The sequence below is a fragment of the Shewanella sp. SM29 genome (genome assembly GCF_025654245.1).
Classification (GTDB): domain Bacteria; phylum Pseudomonadota; class Gammaproteobacteria; order Enterobacterales; family Shewanellaceae; genus Shewanella; species Shewanella oncorhynchi.
This window is the reverse complement of sequence record NZ_JAKKRN010000024.1, coordinates 1-14,517: the sequence shown is the minus strand read 5'-3', so window position 1 is coordinate 14,517 and position 14,517 is coordinate 1. Positions and strand designations below refer to the sequence as shown.

Sequence of the window (14,517 nt, the reverse complement as noted above, 5' to 3'; positions counted from 1 at the left end):
TTGCATTAGCCATTCATTCTATAAAACGCGCAAAATTAGGTAATAACATGAGCACTCAAGATCTGGTCGCCAAACTTTGGAACCTATGTAACTTACTCCGAGATGACGGCGTAACCTATCACGAATATATCAATGAATTGACCTATTTAGTCTTTCTTAAAATGGTGGATGAGACAGGCAGAGAAGATAATATTCCCAAAGGTTACCGTTGGACTGATTTAGAAAAGTACGATTCGGCCACACGCCTTGAAGAATATAAAAAATTGCTTATTCATTTAGGTACACATGGTTCACAAATCACCAACGCTATTTATGCCAACGCTAGCACAGTGATCCGTAAACCTGCCACGTTAAGCAAGTTAGTGAGTGAAATTGATAAGCTAGACTGGTACAACGCCAAAACTGAAGGTTTGGGCGATATGTATGAAGGGTTACTAGAGATCAACGCTGGCGAGAAAAAATCAGGAGCTGGCCAATACTTTACCCCCCGCGTGCTCATTAACGCTATGGTCGACTTAATGAAGCCAAACCTTGATGACGTCATTGTCGACCCCACTGCTGGCACCGGCGGTTTCTTAATTAGTGCACATCACTACATTACAGCGCATCACGACGTACATGCTTTAGAGCCTGTTGCCTACGACAAATATCAGCATGAAACCTTTTTCGGCATGGAGTTAGTGCCAGATACTCGCCGCCTAGCCATGATGAACCTAATGCTGCACGACTTAGCAGTAGACGACGAAAACTCCGGCATCCTGTTTGGCGATACCTTATCTAACGAAGGCAAAGATTTACCGCCTGCCAGCCTGATCCTGGCCAACCCACCATTTGGTACCAAGCAAGGCGGTGGCATACCCACCCGCGACGACTTAGTTATCTACACCAGTAACAAGCAGTTGGCGTTTTTACACTTAATGTACCTGCGCATGTTAAAGCCCGGTGGTCGTGCTGCCGTAGTATTGCCAGATAACGTGTTGTTTGAAGGCTCTACCGGCCAAACTATTCGCCGGGATCTAATGGAAAAGTGTAACTTGCACACCATTTTGCGCCTGCCAACCGGTATCTTTTATGCCGCTGGGGTGAAAACCAATGTGCTATTTTTCTCAAAATCAAAGGACCCGAAACAAGACAAAGGCCAAACCAAGAATGTCTGGGTGTATGACTTACGCTCGAACATGCCGCAATTTGGTAAACGTACGGTATTAACCAAAGCCCATTTTGATGAGTTCTATCAAGCCGTGGGTAGCGACCTGACTCAAGTCGATGACGCAGCACGGCATGCCTTTATTAAAAACCATAAACATGGCAGTGAAATTGGTAACGTTGATACTTGCCGCTTACGTTGTTTTAGCCGTGAGGAAGTCGCCAAAAAAGACGATTCACTCGATTTAGCCTGGATCCGTGACGACAGCACTGAGGATAGTGCTAACCTGCCAGAGCCCGACGTATTGATTCATCAAGCCTTAGAAGATATGGCTGGTGCCATGCATGAATTACAAGCCATTTTGGTTGAGCTTGGTTCTGCTGATGAATCAGATGAATCAGATGAATCAGATGAGGTGATGCTGTGAGTGAGTTACCTAAAGGCTGGGCAAGTACTAAGTTCACAAAGGTATTAGATGTGAGTGGCGGAACTCAGCCACCTAAGAGTGAGTTCATCGCTGAGCCTAAAGAAGGATACATAAGATTATTACAAATAAGAGATTTTGGGAGCAAACCAGTACCTACATATATTCCAGATACTCATAAATTGAGAAAATGTACACAAGAAGATATTTTAATTGGACGATATGGTGCATCTATAGGCCGTATTTGTACTGGGATGGAAGGTGCATTCAATGTTGCTTTGGCGAAAGTTGTAACTCCAAAAGGAATAGATAGTAAATTCTTAAAATATTATTTGAAATCCGAATTATTTCAAAACCCCTTAGCGATGTTGTCTCGTTCTGCTCAGAATGGATTTAATAAAACGGATCTTTCAAATTTTGATTTTTGGCTCGCCCCACTAAACGAACAAATTCGCATCGCTGACAAACTCGATTCGATTTTAGCCAAAGTCGACCAAGCCCAAGCACGCCTTGAAAAAATCCCCCATATCCTAAAGCGCTTCCGCCAATCCGTCCTCGCCGCCGCTACGTCTGGTGAGTTAACTAGAGAATGGCGTGAGGAAGAAGGATTAAGAATAGATGATTGGGCTAACACTACGCTTTCAAAAGTCGCGACTGCTCTCGACCCAAATCCTTCACATCGTTACCCTAAATCGGATACCTCAGGTGTGCCGATTTTGTCGACTCAGCAATTTGTAGGTGAGTCAGGGTGGACGACAGATAAAGCTAAATTAGTTAACCGTGATTTTTATGAGGAGAGGAAAGAGAAAACGGGATTTTTTGAGAACGATATTATTTTTGCTAGAAAGGGACGGCTTGGTTTAGCTCGGTTCGCCCCCACAAATATGGAGTTCGTTTTCAGCCATACAGTTTTTATTATACGTGCATCTGATAAAGTGCAATCTGACTATTTGTTATGGTACTTGAAAGATGAGCGTTCACTAGAATGGCTTGTAAAAGAAATGAATTCAAATACAGGTGTTCCGACTTTAGGAAAGGGCGTTTTTGAAAAGTTGCCGATTCATTTGCCAAGCATAGTAGAACAGTCGGAAATATCCTCGCGTATAGAACAGCTTCTTTCTCGTGCTAACAAAATTGAAAAGCAATACCTCGATGCTAAAGCTCGTTTAGACCGTTTGACGCAATCCATTCTAGCTAAAGCCTTCCGCGGAGAGCTTGTTTCTCAAGATCCCAATGATGAATCTGCTGATAAATTATTAAAAAACATAAAAGCAGAGCATCCTAAACCCAAAGGCAAGAAAAAATGAGACTAAGCAGGATACAACTGGTTGGTCATTATAAGTCGATAAAAGGCACTTTAGAATCGCCATTTATTTATCACTTTAAAGAAAGTGAAGGCAGTGACTCGCCGCTATGTTTAGTGGGTTTAAATGGTTCTGGTAAGTCTAATTTCATCGAATTAATTGCGGATATATTCGGCTATGCAGATAGATATTTTAATCCCCAATATAAATGCAAAAAAGATCTAGATTACGATTTTATCTTAGATTATCAGATCATGTTTGAAGGGCGGACTGTCTTCGTCAAGCTCGCATCCAACGCCTCTAAACTGAAACTGTATTGTTATGATAATAGCGAATACATAGACTTTTTATCGTTTGGGAATAGGCAAGAAAATCGTTGTGAAGCGATGGTAGGTTTAAATTTAGTTGAGCTAGAACACCGTCATTTCTTACCTGCAAATGTAGTCGCATACTCATCTGGCCATAACCAAGGGCTTAGCTCTGTTTTTGCTAAAACAGAACTACAGTATTTTGATGTAATTCGAAAACAAGGTGTTTTTTATCGTGAATACAAACCTCGGTATGACAAAGTGATGGAGGAGCAGGATGCTGAAAATGATGATGTGTGGCAAGTATTATCAAAATATGTAAATAATACTTATAAGCAAAATGAAAGTTTATTTTCTGTCCCGCGAGCTTATCAAGATGATCTCGATTCATACTTTAGATTCCCTGAAGAGCCACTTCAAGCTAATGAATCAAATCTCCCTATAGGTTTATATACTGACCATTCGTTAAGCAATGTGTTTTTTATTTATTTGATGTCGTGCCGCGGTGTAAATAAAGCTAAATCAGAGACATTTAGACAGTTTTTATCTGAAAATGTAAACATTGATGATATTTGTAGTTTTGATATTGATTTACGACTTACTGAATATAAAGAGTTTGAAACAATAGGTAATATTGTCAGAAGGCTTACTGAGTTAAGTTGTGAATCACAAGGAATCTCTAACCCTCGTGTTGATGAGGAAATTAACTACTCTCCGAAGTTACACTTTAAGGTGGGGGAAACATTTTCAAAAGCAATGGAACGTCTCTATCTCGATGAAACCGTATTTTTGGAGCACTTATTCACTCTTCACCACTTAACAGCCAGAAGGTGGAGCCATGATGAAAAACGTACGTTAAAAAGCAGTAAATATGAGCGAAATGTGCCGAGTGTTTCCGGTGGCTTAATGCCAATGCGGATCTTGAACGTTGAAGTGAAACTCAAAAGTCCTAATGTCACTACTTTATATGACAGGCTTAGTGATGGTGAACATCAGCTGATTCAGATTTTGGGTAGTTTAATGCTGTTTGACCACCAACAAACATTGTTCATACTTGATGAGCCTGAAAGCCATTTTAACCCTGAATGGCGTATCGAGTTTATCGATATCATTAGTAAGTATGTCAATCTCTCCAACCTTGAATTAATGATTTCAACTCACTCTCCATTTGTGCTATCTGCATGTAAAGCGGAGAGAGTACTGCATTTTGAAAAGGATGGTGTCGGCAATGTTTCAATAATCCCCTTAGAAGTTGAAACGTACGGAGCGTCTTTTGATTCACTGCTAACGTCGGTGTTTGATTTAGATGTGCTCATTTCAAAAAGACCGCTTATCGAAATTAGGGCAGGTTTGAGGGCATACGACGAGGGGCTAATGGATGAAAACGAGACTTTGCAAAGGCTTAAGCCCTTTGGTGATTCGTTTGAATTAAACCTCAGAAGAAACCAAATTCTCAGAAAAACGACACCAAAAATTCGAGGTACAGATTAATGTTGTGGTCTGTTGTTAAGCCACCAAAATCGGCACTTTACTGGCTTGATAATGTGCATAAAGACTTTTATCGATTAATGTTTGCGGGGAATGCATTTCCTAACTGCTTTCCGCAAGCTTTCAGTCCAGTCCTGCAAGCAAGCGCTAAAACAAGGGTGAAATTCCAAACGGTTTATGATAATTACCATCTGTTATCTCAACCACTAAAAATCGAGTTTAATAATTTATTTAACAATCACATGCAGTGGTTGCAGTATTTAAATAATGCTGGGCGAGCTGTATTTTTTCCTAGTGCCGCGTTGACTGGTATTTGGGACGATGTCAAATCACTGGGTGGGTACCTTTACTCTACAACTTTAGATCTGGTTTGCTATAAAAATGCCAGCCATAATCCTGTTGACAGCATGGATTCTCATTATGAGCAGTTCAAAAATGATAATGGGGTAGTTTGCTGTTTCTGTGGTACAGAAGAAATGATGGAAGAGCGGGAAATTCAACCGGAAGAAGGGGCAACAACTGCAGATGAGCAGCAATGGCGAGCATCTTATGATCATTACTTACCGAAAAAACACTATCCATTTTTAGCCGTAGATTTTGATAATCTTTTCCCTAGCTGTCAAAAATGTAATGAGAAAGCTAAAGGTGAGCAAGATGTCTTACATAGTGATGATGTTAGAACTTTAGCTTTTAATCCTTTCACTGATCTCGAACCAGTGTCCCTTGCTGCTTCATATGAGCCTAATAATGGAACTCTAGTGATGCGGATTGATATCGCAGATGCTGATGATTTTCAAAATCAAAAAGCCGATACATGGAATCGTACTTTCAAAGTTTTGTCGCGAATCAACAAGCGACTCAATGGTTTTAATGCTTCGTTGTTAGCACCGATGCTGAATAGAGTGCAGGATGCTGATACTGCTAGAGCCAAACTAAGTGAAGAAGTTTCTCGTTGTCGTGCTTCAATGAAACATGAGAGAGAAGCTTATTTTAAGGCTTTGTGCTTCGAGACTATAGCAAGTAAATCTGACGATGATTTTGGTGCTTATTTGGAGACTGTCGAACAAGTATATGGAAGGCGAAAGGTTTGAATAGCTTCAGGGAGTTGAATTATTAATGGGAAACCAAACACTAAAAATCGACGAACTCGCCGGTATTGAATACTACGGAAGCTCAGGGATAACAGCCCGTTGTTTAACAGCTTTGACAATGTTGATTCAAGCTAGTGATGACATCATCTCTAGAGTCTTTTTGCTTTCCGACGTTGATAGCAACTCCAAGTGCGGCACGCATTGCTTGTTATTGTGGCCAGAATCAAGTGACCCGATAGTCATTAAATCTGGTTTTTCATCTGGATATGGCGGAGAAGGCCCAAGAGGGCTATCCCGTGCGCTGCAGCTTCTGATTCGCCACAATATTGAAATTAAAGAATATGCAGTCGATGCAGATTTTATCCAAAGAGCCGATAGCTCATGTTTGACAATAGTCGATTTGGCTATGTTCGAAACACTACAGCCAATAAGACCTGTACGCTATTACGGCTACATCCTGCTTAGAGAAGAACAACGCTCTTACGATGACAATCTAGTCAAAGCGCTCTTTGTTAAAAACATTCCTTTTTCACTCATTGATAACCGCATTATGGATTTAGCCATTGATTTAATTAATAACCCAGATGCCAATCTAATGACTTGCTATCGCCGTTTAGAAGACATAATCCGAAGAAGAACGGGTTTGGAGGGTGAAAGCGGCTCTAAGTTATTTTCGCAATCATTCCTTAGCAACGATGCACCGCTGTACTGGCCTGAGTTACCCGAAGCAGAGGCAAGAGGCCGAGCCGCCCTTTTTACCGGTGTTTACATGGCTTACCGCAACAGCCGTGCGCACAAAGAAAACGTAACAACGCTAGATGATGCGATTAGAGAGTTTTTACTAATAAACCAATTATTTATTCTTGAAAATGAAGCCAAATGCCAAGAGAGCTAACACCTACATTGAGCACTGAAAGTTAAATCTGCGCTCATTTAAAGCTTGTGTGGTTAAACGCTTTAGGTTTGAAATAGGTTAAAGAGGAACGAATGGCAAGATATTGCGGTAATCAGAATTCTGCTCCGTTGATAAAAGTAGCGCAAGCTTTTCAAGCTTCATACAAAAACACTGTTTTAGATATTAAAAGTTTAAGTGGTAATCGATAATCCCAACACCTAATAATTAACCAAAATGGAAGTTGAAATGCATAGCTCAGACAACGCAGATGGCCAATACCGTGAAATGACTAGACTCCTAGATCACCAACAAGCGGCCGTTGATGCGCTCTCTAAAGCTTTGCAATCTGGGCCCAATATTGGGTTATTGAGTATGGCTATCGGTACAGGACAAAGCCGAGTGGTAGCTCAAACAATCACATCTAATACAAATTTTCGTAAAAGCACTCTTGTAGTAAAGCTTCGAGAGCTGCAGACTCAGTTTAGTTTGCTTTTCAATGATTTAGGAGGCTTGAGCACTTCTGTTAATGTTATCACTTATAAAAGCTTCTTGGATAATCAAGAAAAACATTCAAATTCAGATGTTTACTACTTAATTGACCTTGGTAACAAAGCATCCATTACGGCAAGCGAACTCATAAGAAGTAGCAATGAAGCAGCTAAAATAATTATTGCAACACCTTGTCCTTCATTAGAATTGGTTGAATATGCTGATAGCAATATCATATATGAATACTCAATTTCTCAAGCCATTAATGACGGGTACCTCATACCCGTTAATGTCATTCAACCTTCTTTGGATCTAATACCTAGTAATATAGATTTTGATATCCCGTCACCGAGTATATATCTAGGCCAAATCAAGGTGCAGTTAAGCCATTGGCTTAGCAAAGTCAAAATAAACGATGGAGACAAGATAGTTATCCTCTGCCGAAATATTAAGGAGGCTGGCGATTATTATCAAATCTTGAATCGTTTACTGTCCGACATAGCTGGGATTGCTATTAACTCCTCATTGATTACTTCTGATAGTCCTGATCCCATACAACTTATTCATACTTTCCAAAATGACGAATCTGCTCACATAGCTTTTAGTGTTAGCTTACTTTTAGAGGCTGGGAGCTTTCCGCCAAACGTCCTTCATTTGGTAAATTTTAGACCCTTATCTCTAGCACAAGCACATCGATTAGTAGGTATAGTTGCAAGACCATCTAAAGGAAAATCCTTCGGAACAATTTGGGATTATGCAGGGTTCAACTGGAGTGAACCTAGCTTAGGCTTAGTGGTCAATCTTGAGAACTCTCAGCTATCCGTTACCAATAGAGCTTATCGGATAGAACCTAAAGGGGATCAAGAGAATAAAACGGATCTACTGGGTAGAGGTACACTGGTCCATGTATTGAAGGGAATAATCGAATCGGACTCTAAGTTCAAACCGTTTACTGTAGGACTATTTGGTAAATGGGGGACAGGAAAAAGTACGATCATCAATTTGTTAAAGCAGGATTTTGAAGCAAATTCTAATTATCGCTTCAGCATTTTTAATGCCTGGGAAAATGAACATTGCGATTTTATGGCGGGTGCGTTAGCACATCACTTAGCTACGGATCTTTACTCCCAAAAAAGCCTTTTAAAACGAATTTACATGCTTGGTAAATATAGGGTTTTCTTGCAGAAGGACACTCTAAGAAATGCCTTAATTTGGTGGGTGCTCATTGGAATTGCTGCCCTTGGGATAATCAGTACAGGCCTAATCGACAGCTTTTTGGCCGAAAGTGATAAATCACCAATCATTGTTTCTGGAGTAGTATCAGGTTTCGCTCTAACCATCATTGGGATAGCTAAAAATCTCTGGGCAAGCCCTTTTTTGAAAAAAATAAACTCTATAAGTAACTCCCCTGACTATTCTAAGCACTTAGGTGTTGCTCAGTATCTTAAAGACGATATACGGGCTTTAATCGATTCGTACTGCTTTTCAGCTCAACGCTACTTTGAAACAAAGTTTAACTCTTTATTTGCCTCGAAAAAAAATGAGACTCCTGACAATACGAAGAATATTGGAAGGAAAATCATACTCGTAATCGAGGATTTAGATCGTTGCTCTCCTGAGCGCATTGTTAATACTTTAGAGGCGATAAGGCTCCTGGCAAACCTAGATAATGTCATTGTGGTATTTGCAGTTGATGGTGAACAATTATTGAATGCCGTTGCTCTAAAGAGCTTGAACAGCTTTGTAGACCAGAAGCAGTCTCAGCAGATAGCCCGTGATTTTTTAGGTAAGTTATTTCAGTTAGTTATTGAGTTAGATGAGCCAACACCTTCTAAGTTATCTCAGTTTATTCAAAAACGACTTTACGACTCGATTGACGTTGGTGAGGAAGTAGTAGATTCATTCAAGCGTAGCGAGCATCTAAAAAAACAGGCTAAAGCGCAATCTTTCAATGAATTTAAAGTCGATTGGGATGAAGCTGAAACTGAAGAGGAACAGGTAAGTGAGGTTTCAAATACCTATCTGAAAAGCACCTTAGCTGAAGTTGAATACTTTACTCTTCTCACTGGAATTTTCAATGTTGGAACCCCTAGAACTTTGATTAGACTGCATAATTCAGTAACGCTATTAAAAGGCCTTTTTCCAGAGTTGATAGATGACAATGAAAAGCTAAAAGAGCATATGTTCTTCCTGTTCTTAAATGAATTTTACACTACAGACATACCATTGCATGCTTTTGATATACCTAATTTTTTTAAACATTTAAATGATACTAGCTCTAGCAGAGATAACGTCATTCAATATCATTACATACAAGAAATTGAGAACAATGATCCTAGCTCCTTACAGAAAACGCTCAATAGGGTCAGGAAGGTTACTATGCCTTATATAAGGCTTGAGTAGATATAAGGTGCTATAGCCGATCGGTTTACGCGAGTAAGTTGAACGATCTGTGCCAGTCGCTCACGCGAATTTCCTCAACGGAACGTTACCGCCATTATTTGAAAATAAAATTTGAATAAAGCTGTTGGTTTAAATCAAGTCGGACATTGGCACCATAAAAGTGGGTGCCAACTTCTCTTAGATAGAGCGACTAGATTATACCTAGCTGGAAGCTTTGGATTTCTTTAGCTGCCTTTTTAGTGCTTTGTGTATAGGGTCAATAGTTATACGGCCAACGTAACCAAAACCCTTTTTCCGTTCAGTTTTAGAAAACACCCTCATTTCATGTGTTAGTTCTGCATTAGAGCCGCTTAATCGATTGAAATAAGGGGTTGGGAAGACTGCTGAGTAGATGTGGAATTTAAGGTGCTCAGCCGCCGTATCCTTATAATAATGATCCAGCGCGGACTGGATAATGAGCAGCGCCTCAGAACCATCAAATTCAGCGATGTAATATTTTGTGGTTTCTAATTCAAATCTGTATTGACTGACTATCTCTGTGATCTCATCTAGTCCACGAGCCTGGAGTTTAGTTAGCTCAATTAAACGTAGGTAAGCACTTAAGGCGTTTGCTATATATGCCTGTTTTATTTCAAGATTGAACCGTTTATTAAAATGCCACATGAATGGATTAAGTAATGCGTTAACTCGTACCGCCAACTTTCCTTCCTTAGTTTTTGCACCTGTAGAGCGCCCACCATGCAATTTGCAGCGCCCATTAGTTTTGTTGCCATAACGCTGGCATGGGTTGCCACTTCGGGTCTTTGCTCCGCAGCGGGGAAGCGTTTCTAAATTAAATCTACTCATTAATATTTTTCTCTTTGGATCAACAAAAGTGGATCTACAACTGTTGGATCTGCTTCGGTTCATGGGCTTTGTTTTGCATTTCAAACAAATACGCGCTGGGATAACATCGTCAAATACCTCTGACAGCAGTGAGCTATTGGTTTTTGTGCGTTTTAGTTTGTTTTAAGCAAATCTGCTGGTGGATCATCTTCCGTAAATGGATCATGAACTTTTATCGGTTCATAGGGTGCTGAAGCTGTGATCCACTCAAAAGCTGATCCACTATGTGATGTAAACTTGATGTTCTCGAGCTAATGGATTCTTTGAGTTGCTGGGCATGGCTTAGCTCGTTAAACCAAGCAAATGTTGCCCACCTTCTGTTATTGATAGCCTTTACTGTGCTATCAGTGTTTTCTAGCTTCTTCTTGCGCTGATTTATTTCAAATGTGATCAAAGGGTTAACCAAGAGAATGTCTTTGGTGTCATCAAATGTTGCTGATGGCTGGAGCTTATTGCTGAGAAACGTGCGCGCTTTGATATTGAGCTCCTTTGTAAATGCTTTCGCAAAGTAACTAAGGCGGTAAATGGCATTCTTGAGTGATGGCTTATTTCCTCGGCGCATAATGTTGAAAGGGCTATCAACTAATGAAGCCGTTCCACCAGCACGCTCCCATTGTGATTTAAGCTGATTTAACAGCTTGTGTGGATAATGGATCTTGTGTCCGCTAAGCATGAGTGCAACATGATAGTGTTGCGTTTCTGAATGATGTCGCTCTCTTGCACAAAGGTATTGCACTTTGCATTTGTATTGCTTTGATAGCTTTTCGACCTGCAGATCAAGGAACTGAGAAATTTGATTATTATCAGCAGAAAACTGCTGTGGATGTAGATCAATTCTGACAACCATCACTTTGCTGTAGTGACTTAGCATCGTTTCACAACTTGAGATGATTTTGTTCACCAGCTGTGGCTTAAGCCCTTGAGATTTAGGTTTATAGACATGGTACGCATGATTCTTATACGCCATTAATGTTGAATTATGCTTACTGATACAGAACATAGCTTTGCCTTCTATTTTTGACATCCCAATAATAGGCGACCATATATTATTTAATATCCGCCGTTTTATCGTGTTTGATCTATGGTGTTTCTTGCAGCCCTAAGGGGTTTTAAGGCTTTTTAGTCGGTTTTGATTAGCGCGAATAGTGGGTCAAACTGTGTCATCTCGTTTGGTAAAAAAGCAGGCTAAGCCTGCTTTAATCCCGTAGGTAGACAACATACTTACTTCAACAGCCATTCGCGCACATTTTTGAACAGCCAGCATGAGCGACCATTCTCAATCAATGACGGTTTGGGAAACCTCCCTGATTTAATTCTTCGTCCTAAAGTTGACCGACTGATGCCGAGTAGTCGCTGGATTTCAGGTTTTTTGACTATCCGATACTCATCAATAAATAGCGCTAAGTGATCGTCGTTTGGGTTCTGCATTAGCACTTTCCACCGCCATTAACTGTTTGACGAGAAGCGACCCACTCAGTTAGCTCTGATAAAAGCCAGCCAACAGAAGTACTCTGTGGATAGAGCTGCCTGCGTTTAGGGAAAAGGCCTCTACGCTCAAGTGACCATGCAGTAGTACGTGAAATTGAGGTGATTGATTTGCGTTCCGCTTCACGAACGATGCGGTCTGTAGATAGTTGATTTAATAAGTTCATGCTCACTCCCGTTTAAGTCTGTTCGGAAGTGATTGTGGGAGAAAATAATTGGCAAAAAAAGAGGTCCTACTGAGCAGGGCCTCTTTTTAACGGCTCTAATACATTGTTTTTATTTAATATTGCATATTAGCGCACTTTTAATCTTTTGCATTGTGTAAGCTGCATTTAAAGCCTGCTGTACTGCAGAAAGACTCGGTTTCGGTGGTTGCAGAAGATTGTAAGGCTTCTTAATACCTTTAAGCCATGAATTGATAGTCGCGTGCTCGGGAGATCTACTGGCAAATTTAATTAATGATGGGATGTTTTTGTTGTCTCCTTTTTGGGAGAACCCCCTTAATAAGCTATAAATAGCTCCTCCCAACATTAATTTAGGTGTATTAGACAATGATTGATTTTGATATATATGATTAGCCATTTCGCAAACTAATTGTTTGACAGGGTCAATGGCTTTAGCTTTTGACTGACCACCTCTTTGCGGTTGAGTGACTTTAGTAGTGTAACCAGCATTGGTATATCGGTCAGTTATGGCTAATGAATCATTGCTACCTGCGTAGTAGCCAATATGAAAGACTGTCTCAATAATTATATCTACCTGCTTTAACGCCTCTACACCACCTTCTTTTATAACTGCAGTTAACTGATGATGTAAGGTCTCCGCTTGCCTCATAAAAATGTTTGTGTTGTCGATGACTAACCCTAGTTGCGAGGGTTGATGTTTAGATGCCCTCTCGGCATAGAGCTCATTGCCACTTGACCTCACTTCATTGGCCCTGGTTCCTACTAACTTAATAATCCCAATCCCCGGAGCGTCACTACCTTTGATAAGGTCCAATTGATGTTGTTCTTCTTCAGAAAAGGTGTCGTCGACCAATTTCAACATCTCTGACACCATTTCTGGTAACAGTATTCTCTTTATATCATCAACACGGTTCATTTTAACTTTCAAGGGGATTTTCATTAAAAACCTTTTGTTCTGGCTTGCTTTAACATGACAACATTACTTGAGTCTGAACGTAAAAGTTCCAACCTGTCTAACCACAACTCGAGGGCTTGGAGCTTTTCGGGTAATCTTTGACTTCGATTATAAATGCCTCCAACACCTTGTATTGTGTGCCCTAGCATCAATTCAACAATATGAGGGGCCACTCCCAAATCATTCATTCCAGTGGCTACGGTACGTCGTAGGTCATGTAATCCCCATTGCTTCTCGTGGCCAAGTTTTCGATGAATCCCCCCACCCCATTGACTCACTGCAGTATCAGTCTTTAATTCTCCAAGCATGAAGCCATTTCGACTATTCGATACTAACTCCATAAGCCATGGCTTGAGCCTCTCAGGAATAGGTCGCAATATCTCACCACTCAAACCATTTTGCTGGTCTTTGATTCGATTTTTATTGTTCTCAGGAGGGACTGTCCAAATCATTCTTTCAAAGTCCCATTCGCTGATTCTAGACAATCTAATTTCTTGAGTTCGGCAACCAAATATAATTAGACACGTTATTAACTCTTTATAGTATGGCAGTAACTTCCCGTCCTCTAGCCAGCACAACAGATCTACTAGTTCTTTTGAACCAGTATCACTCACTAGGCGCCTAGACCTCTTAGACTGCGCACGCGCGCCGATACTTTCAAAATCGATTTCGAAAATGTCACTATTGACCTCGTGCCCTCTTTTTCTAGCATACTTCAATGCCTGTTGGACGTTTCTCAAAACATATCCAGCTGCTACGCCATATACTTTTGCTCTGGCTTCAAAACAGTTAATCCAGTTATGTTTAGTTATCTGAGATAGCGGAAGTTGGCCAACATTAGGAATAATCCATTTGTTAAATTGTTGCAGATGTGTTTTTGAGTTTTTCCGATTCTTTTCCGCGTAGTTATTAATCCATAGTAAAAGCGCATCTTCAACCGTTAGTGGTTTCAAACTCTCTTGGCGCTCTAGATTACGTTCATTTTTAGGATCTTTTCCTTCAGCAAGCCACTTTCTGCATTGTTCTCGATCTTTTCTTGCTGCTGCCAAAGTCAAATCGGGATATCTCCCTAAGACTAGGGTCAATGGATTTGATTCCCTTCCACCTAATCTATAGCGAAACTGCCACTGTAAATTATTGACAGAAGATGTTTTTGACGGAGAGACACGAATGCTCAACCCATCTCCATCGCTGTATGACTTAGGTTTATCTGTAGTGGCACACTAATTTTGGCCACCTAAATAGAGGTGATATTATTACCTCGTAGATGACTTTAGGTGAACACATGAGATCGACAACCAGAAAAACATTTAGTGCTGAATTCAAACTTGAAGCTGCCCAATTAGTCCTCGATAAAAACCATAGCATCATCGAAGCTGCAAAGGCGATGAACGTAGGTAAATCCACTATGGATAAATGGGTGAGACAGTTAAAACTAGAACGCCAGGGTGGCACACC

At 40.4% G+C, this 14,517-nt stretch carries 13 protein-coding genes and 1 pseudogene; 7 read left to right on the top strand and 7 right to left on the bottom strand.

The features are described 5' to 3' along the window. The first annotated feature begins 47 nt into the window (after window positions 1–47). The 6 genes from L5L77_RS15790 to L5L77_RS15765 all read left to right on the top strand — a co-directional run bounded on the left by L5L77_RS15790 (window position 48) and on the right by L5L77_RS15765 (window position 9,549). Entirely contained in the window at window positions 48–1,574 is a 1,527-nt protein-coding gene (locus L5L77_RS15790) for a type I restriction-modification system subunit M (RefSeq protein ID WP_263223071.1), read from the top strand. After that, a complete protein-coding gene (locus L5L77_RS15785) occupies window positions 1,571–2,878 on the top strand; it encodes a restriction endonuclease subunit S (RefSeq protein ID WP_263223069.1) in 1,308 nt (435 codons plus the stop codon). The genes L5L77_RS15790 and L5L77_RS15785 overlap by 4 nt, the downstream gene beginning before the upstream one ends. Further along, window positions 2,875–4,674 (top strand): AAA family ATPase, encoded by a 1,800-nt coding sequence (locus L5L77_RS15780; RefSeq protein WP_263223067.1) that lies wholly within the window; start codon window positions 2,875–2,877, stop codon window positions 4,672–4,674. The genes L5L77_RS15785 and L5L77_RS15780 overlap by 4 nt, the downstream gene beginning before the upstream one ends. Continuing rightward, a complete protein-coding gene (locus L5L77_RS15775) occupies window positions 4,674–5,762 on the top strand; it encodes a hypothetical protein (RefSeq protein WP_263223066.1) in 1,089 nt (362 codons plus the stop codon). Before L5L77_RS15780 ends, L5L77_RS15775 begins: the two co-directional genes overlap by 1 nt. 25 nt (window positions 5,763–5,787) lie before the next feature. Continuing rightward, window positions 5,788–6,657, top strand: a complete 870-nt coding sequence (locus L5L77_RS15770; RefSeq protein WP_263223065.1) for a TIGR02391 family protein — start codon at window positions 5,788–5,790, stop codon at window positions 6,655–6,657. 246 nt (window positions 6,658–6,903) lie between these two features. Then, window positions 6,904–9,549, top strand: coding sequence for a P-loop NTPase fold protein (locus L5L77_RS15765; RefSeq protein ID WP_263223064.1), 2,646 nt, complete (start codon window positions 6,904–6,906; stop codon window positions 9,547–9,549). Between the two features lie 201 nt (window positions 9,550–9,750). On the opposite strand, the gene L5L77_RS15760 is transcribed toward L5L77_RS15765, so the two are convergent. The 7 genes and pseudogenes from L5L77_RS15760 to L5L77_RS15735 all read right to left on the bottom strand — a co-directional run. Beyond that, complete coding sequence (locus L5L77_RS15760) at window positions 9,751–10,395, bottom strand: HGGxSTG domain-containing protein (RefSeq protein WP_263223062.1); 645 nt, start codon at window positions 10,393–10,395, stop codon at window positions 9,751–9,753. 211 nt (window positions 10,396–10,606) lie between these two features. Continuing rightward, window positions 10,607–11,458 carry an inovirus Gp2 family protein gene (locus L5L77_RS15755; protein ID WP_263223060.1) on the bottom strand — a complete coding sequence of 284 codons (852 nt, stop codon included), beginning with the start codon at window positions 11,456–11,458 and terminating at the stop codon, window positions 10,607–10,609. A gap of 197 nt (window positions 11,459–11,655) precedes the next feature. Beyond that, on the bottom strand, window positions 11,656–11,862 hold the full coding sequence (locus tag L5L77_RS22810; RefSeq protein WP_071940406.1) for a helix-turn-helix transcriptional regulator: 207 nt from the start codon (window positions 11,860–11,862) through the stop codon (window positions 11,656–11,658). After that, a complete protein-coding gene (locus tag L5L77_RS15750) occupies window positions 11,862–12,086 on the bottom strand; it encodes a helix-turn-helix transcriptional regulator (protein WP_259482919.1) in 225 nt (74 codons plus the stop codon). The genes L5L77_RS22810 and L5L77_RS15750 overlap by 1 nt, the downstream gene beginning before the upstream one ends. Before the next feature lie 109 nt (window positions 12,087–12,195). After that, window positions 12,196–13,044 (bottom strand): hypothetical protein, encoded by an 849-nt coding sequence (locus tag L5L77_RS15745; protein ID WP_263223058.1) that lies wholly within the window; start codon window positions 13,042–13,044, stop codon window positions 12,196–12,198. Then, entirely contained in the window at window positions 13,044–14,012 is a 969-nt protein-coding gene (locus L5L77_RS15740; RefSeq protein ID WP_411569237.1) for a site-specific integrase, read from the bottom strand. Before L5L77_RS15740 ends, L5L77_RS15745 begins: the two co-directional genes overlap by 1 nt. 30 nt (window positions 14,013–14,042) lie before the next feature. After that, window positions 14,043–14,252 (bottom strand): annotated as a pseudogene (locus L5L77_RS15735) (Arm DNA-binding domain-containing protein); the annotation flags it as partial. 92 nt (window positions 14,253–14,344) lie between these two features. Here L5L77_RS15735 and L5L77_RS15730 point away from each other — a divergent pair. Beyond that, a partial coding sequence (locus L5L77_RS15730) for a transposase (RefSeq protein WP_263148818.1) occupies window positions 14,345–14,517 on the top strand: 173 nt, incomplete at its 3' end.

What these genes read in the sequence shown, in the direction of transcription:
- L5L77_RS15750 (WP_259482919.1), bottom strand. Translation starts at nt 12,086, where the DNA reads ATGAACTTATTAAATCAACTATCTACAGACCGCATCGTTCGTGAAGCG.
- L5L77_RS15755 (WP_263223060.1), bottom strand. Translation starts at nt 11,458, where the DNA reads ATGTCAAAAATAGAAGGCAAAGCTATGTTCTGTATCAGTAAGCATAAT.
- L5L77_RS15745 (WP_263223058.1), bottom strand. Translation starts at nt 13,044, where the DNA reads ATGAAAATCCCCTTGAAAGTTAAAATGAACCGTGTTGATGATATAAAG.
- L5L77_RS22810 (WP_071940406.1), bottom strand. Translation starts at nt 11,862, where the DNA reads ATGCAGAACCCAAACGACGATCACTTAGCGCTATTTATTGATGAGTAT.
- L5L77_RS15760 (WP_263223062.1), bottom strand. Translation starts at nt 10,395, where the DNA reads ATGAGTAGATTTAATTTAGAAACGCTTCCCCGCTGCGGAGCAAAGACC.
- L5L77_RS15780 (WP_263223067.1), top strand. Translation starts at nt 2,875, where the DNA reads ATGAGACTAAGCAGGATACAACTGGTTGGTCATTATAAGTCGATAAAA.
- L5L77_RS15790 (WP_263223071.1), top strand. Translation starts at nt 48, where the DNA reads ATGAGCACTCAAGATCTGGTCGCCAAACTTTGGAACCTATGTAACTTA.
- L5L77_RS15775 (WP_263223066.1), top strand. Translation starts at nt 4,674, where the DNA reads ATGTTGTGGTCTGTTGTTAAGCCACCAAAATCGGCACTTTACTGGCTT.
- L5L77_RS15770 (WP_263223065.1), top strand. Translation starts at nt 5,788, where the DNA reads ATGGGAAACCAAACACTAAAAATCGACGAACTCGCCGGTATTGAATAC.
- L5L77_RS15765 (WP_263223064.1), top strand. Translation starts at nt 6,904, where the DNA reads ATGCATAGCTCAGACAACGCAGATGGCCAATACCGTGAAATGACTAGA.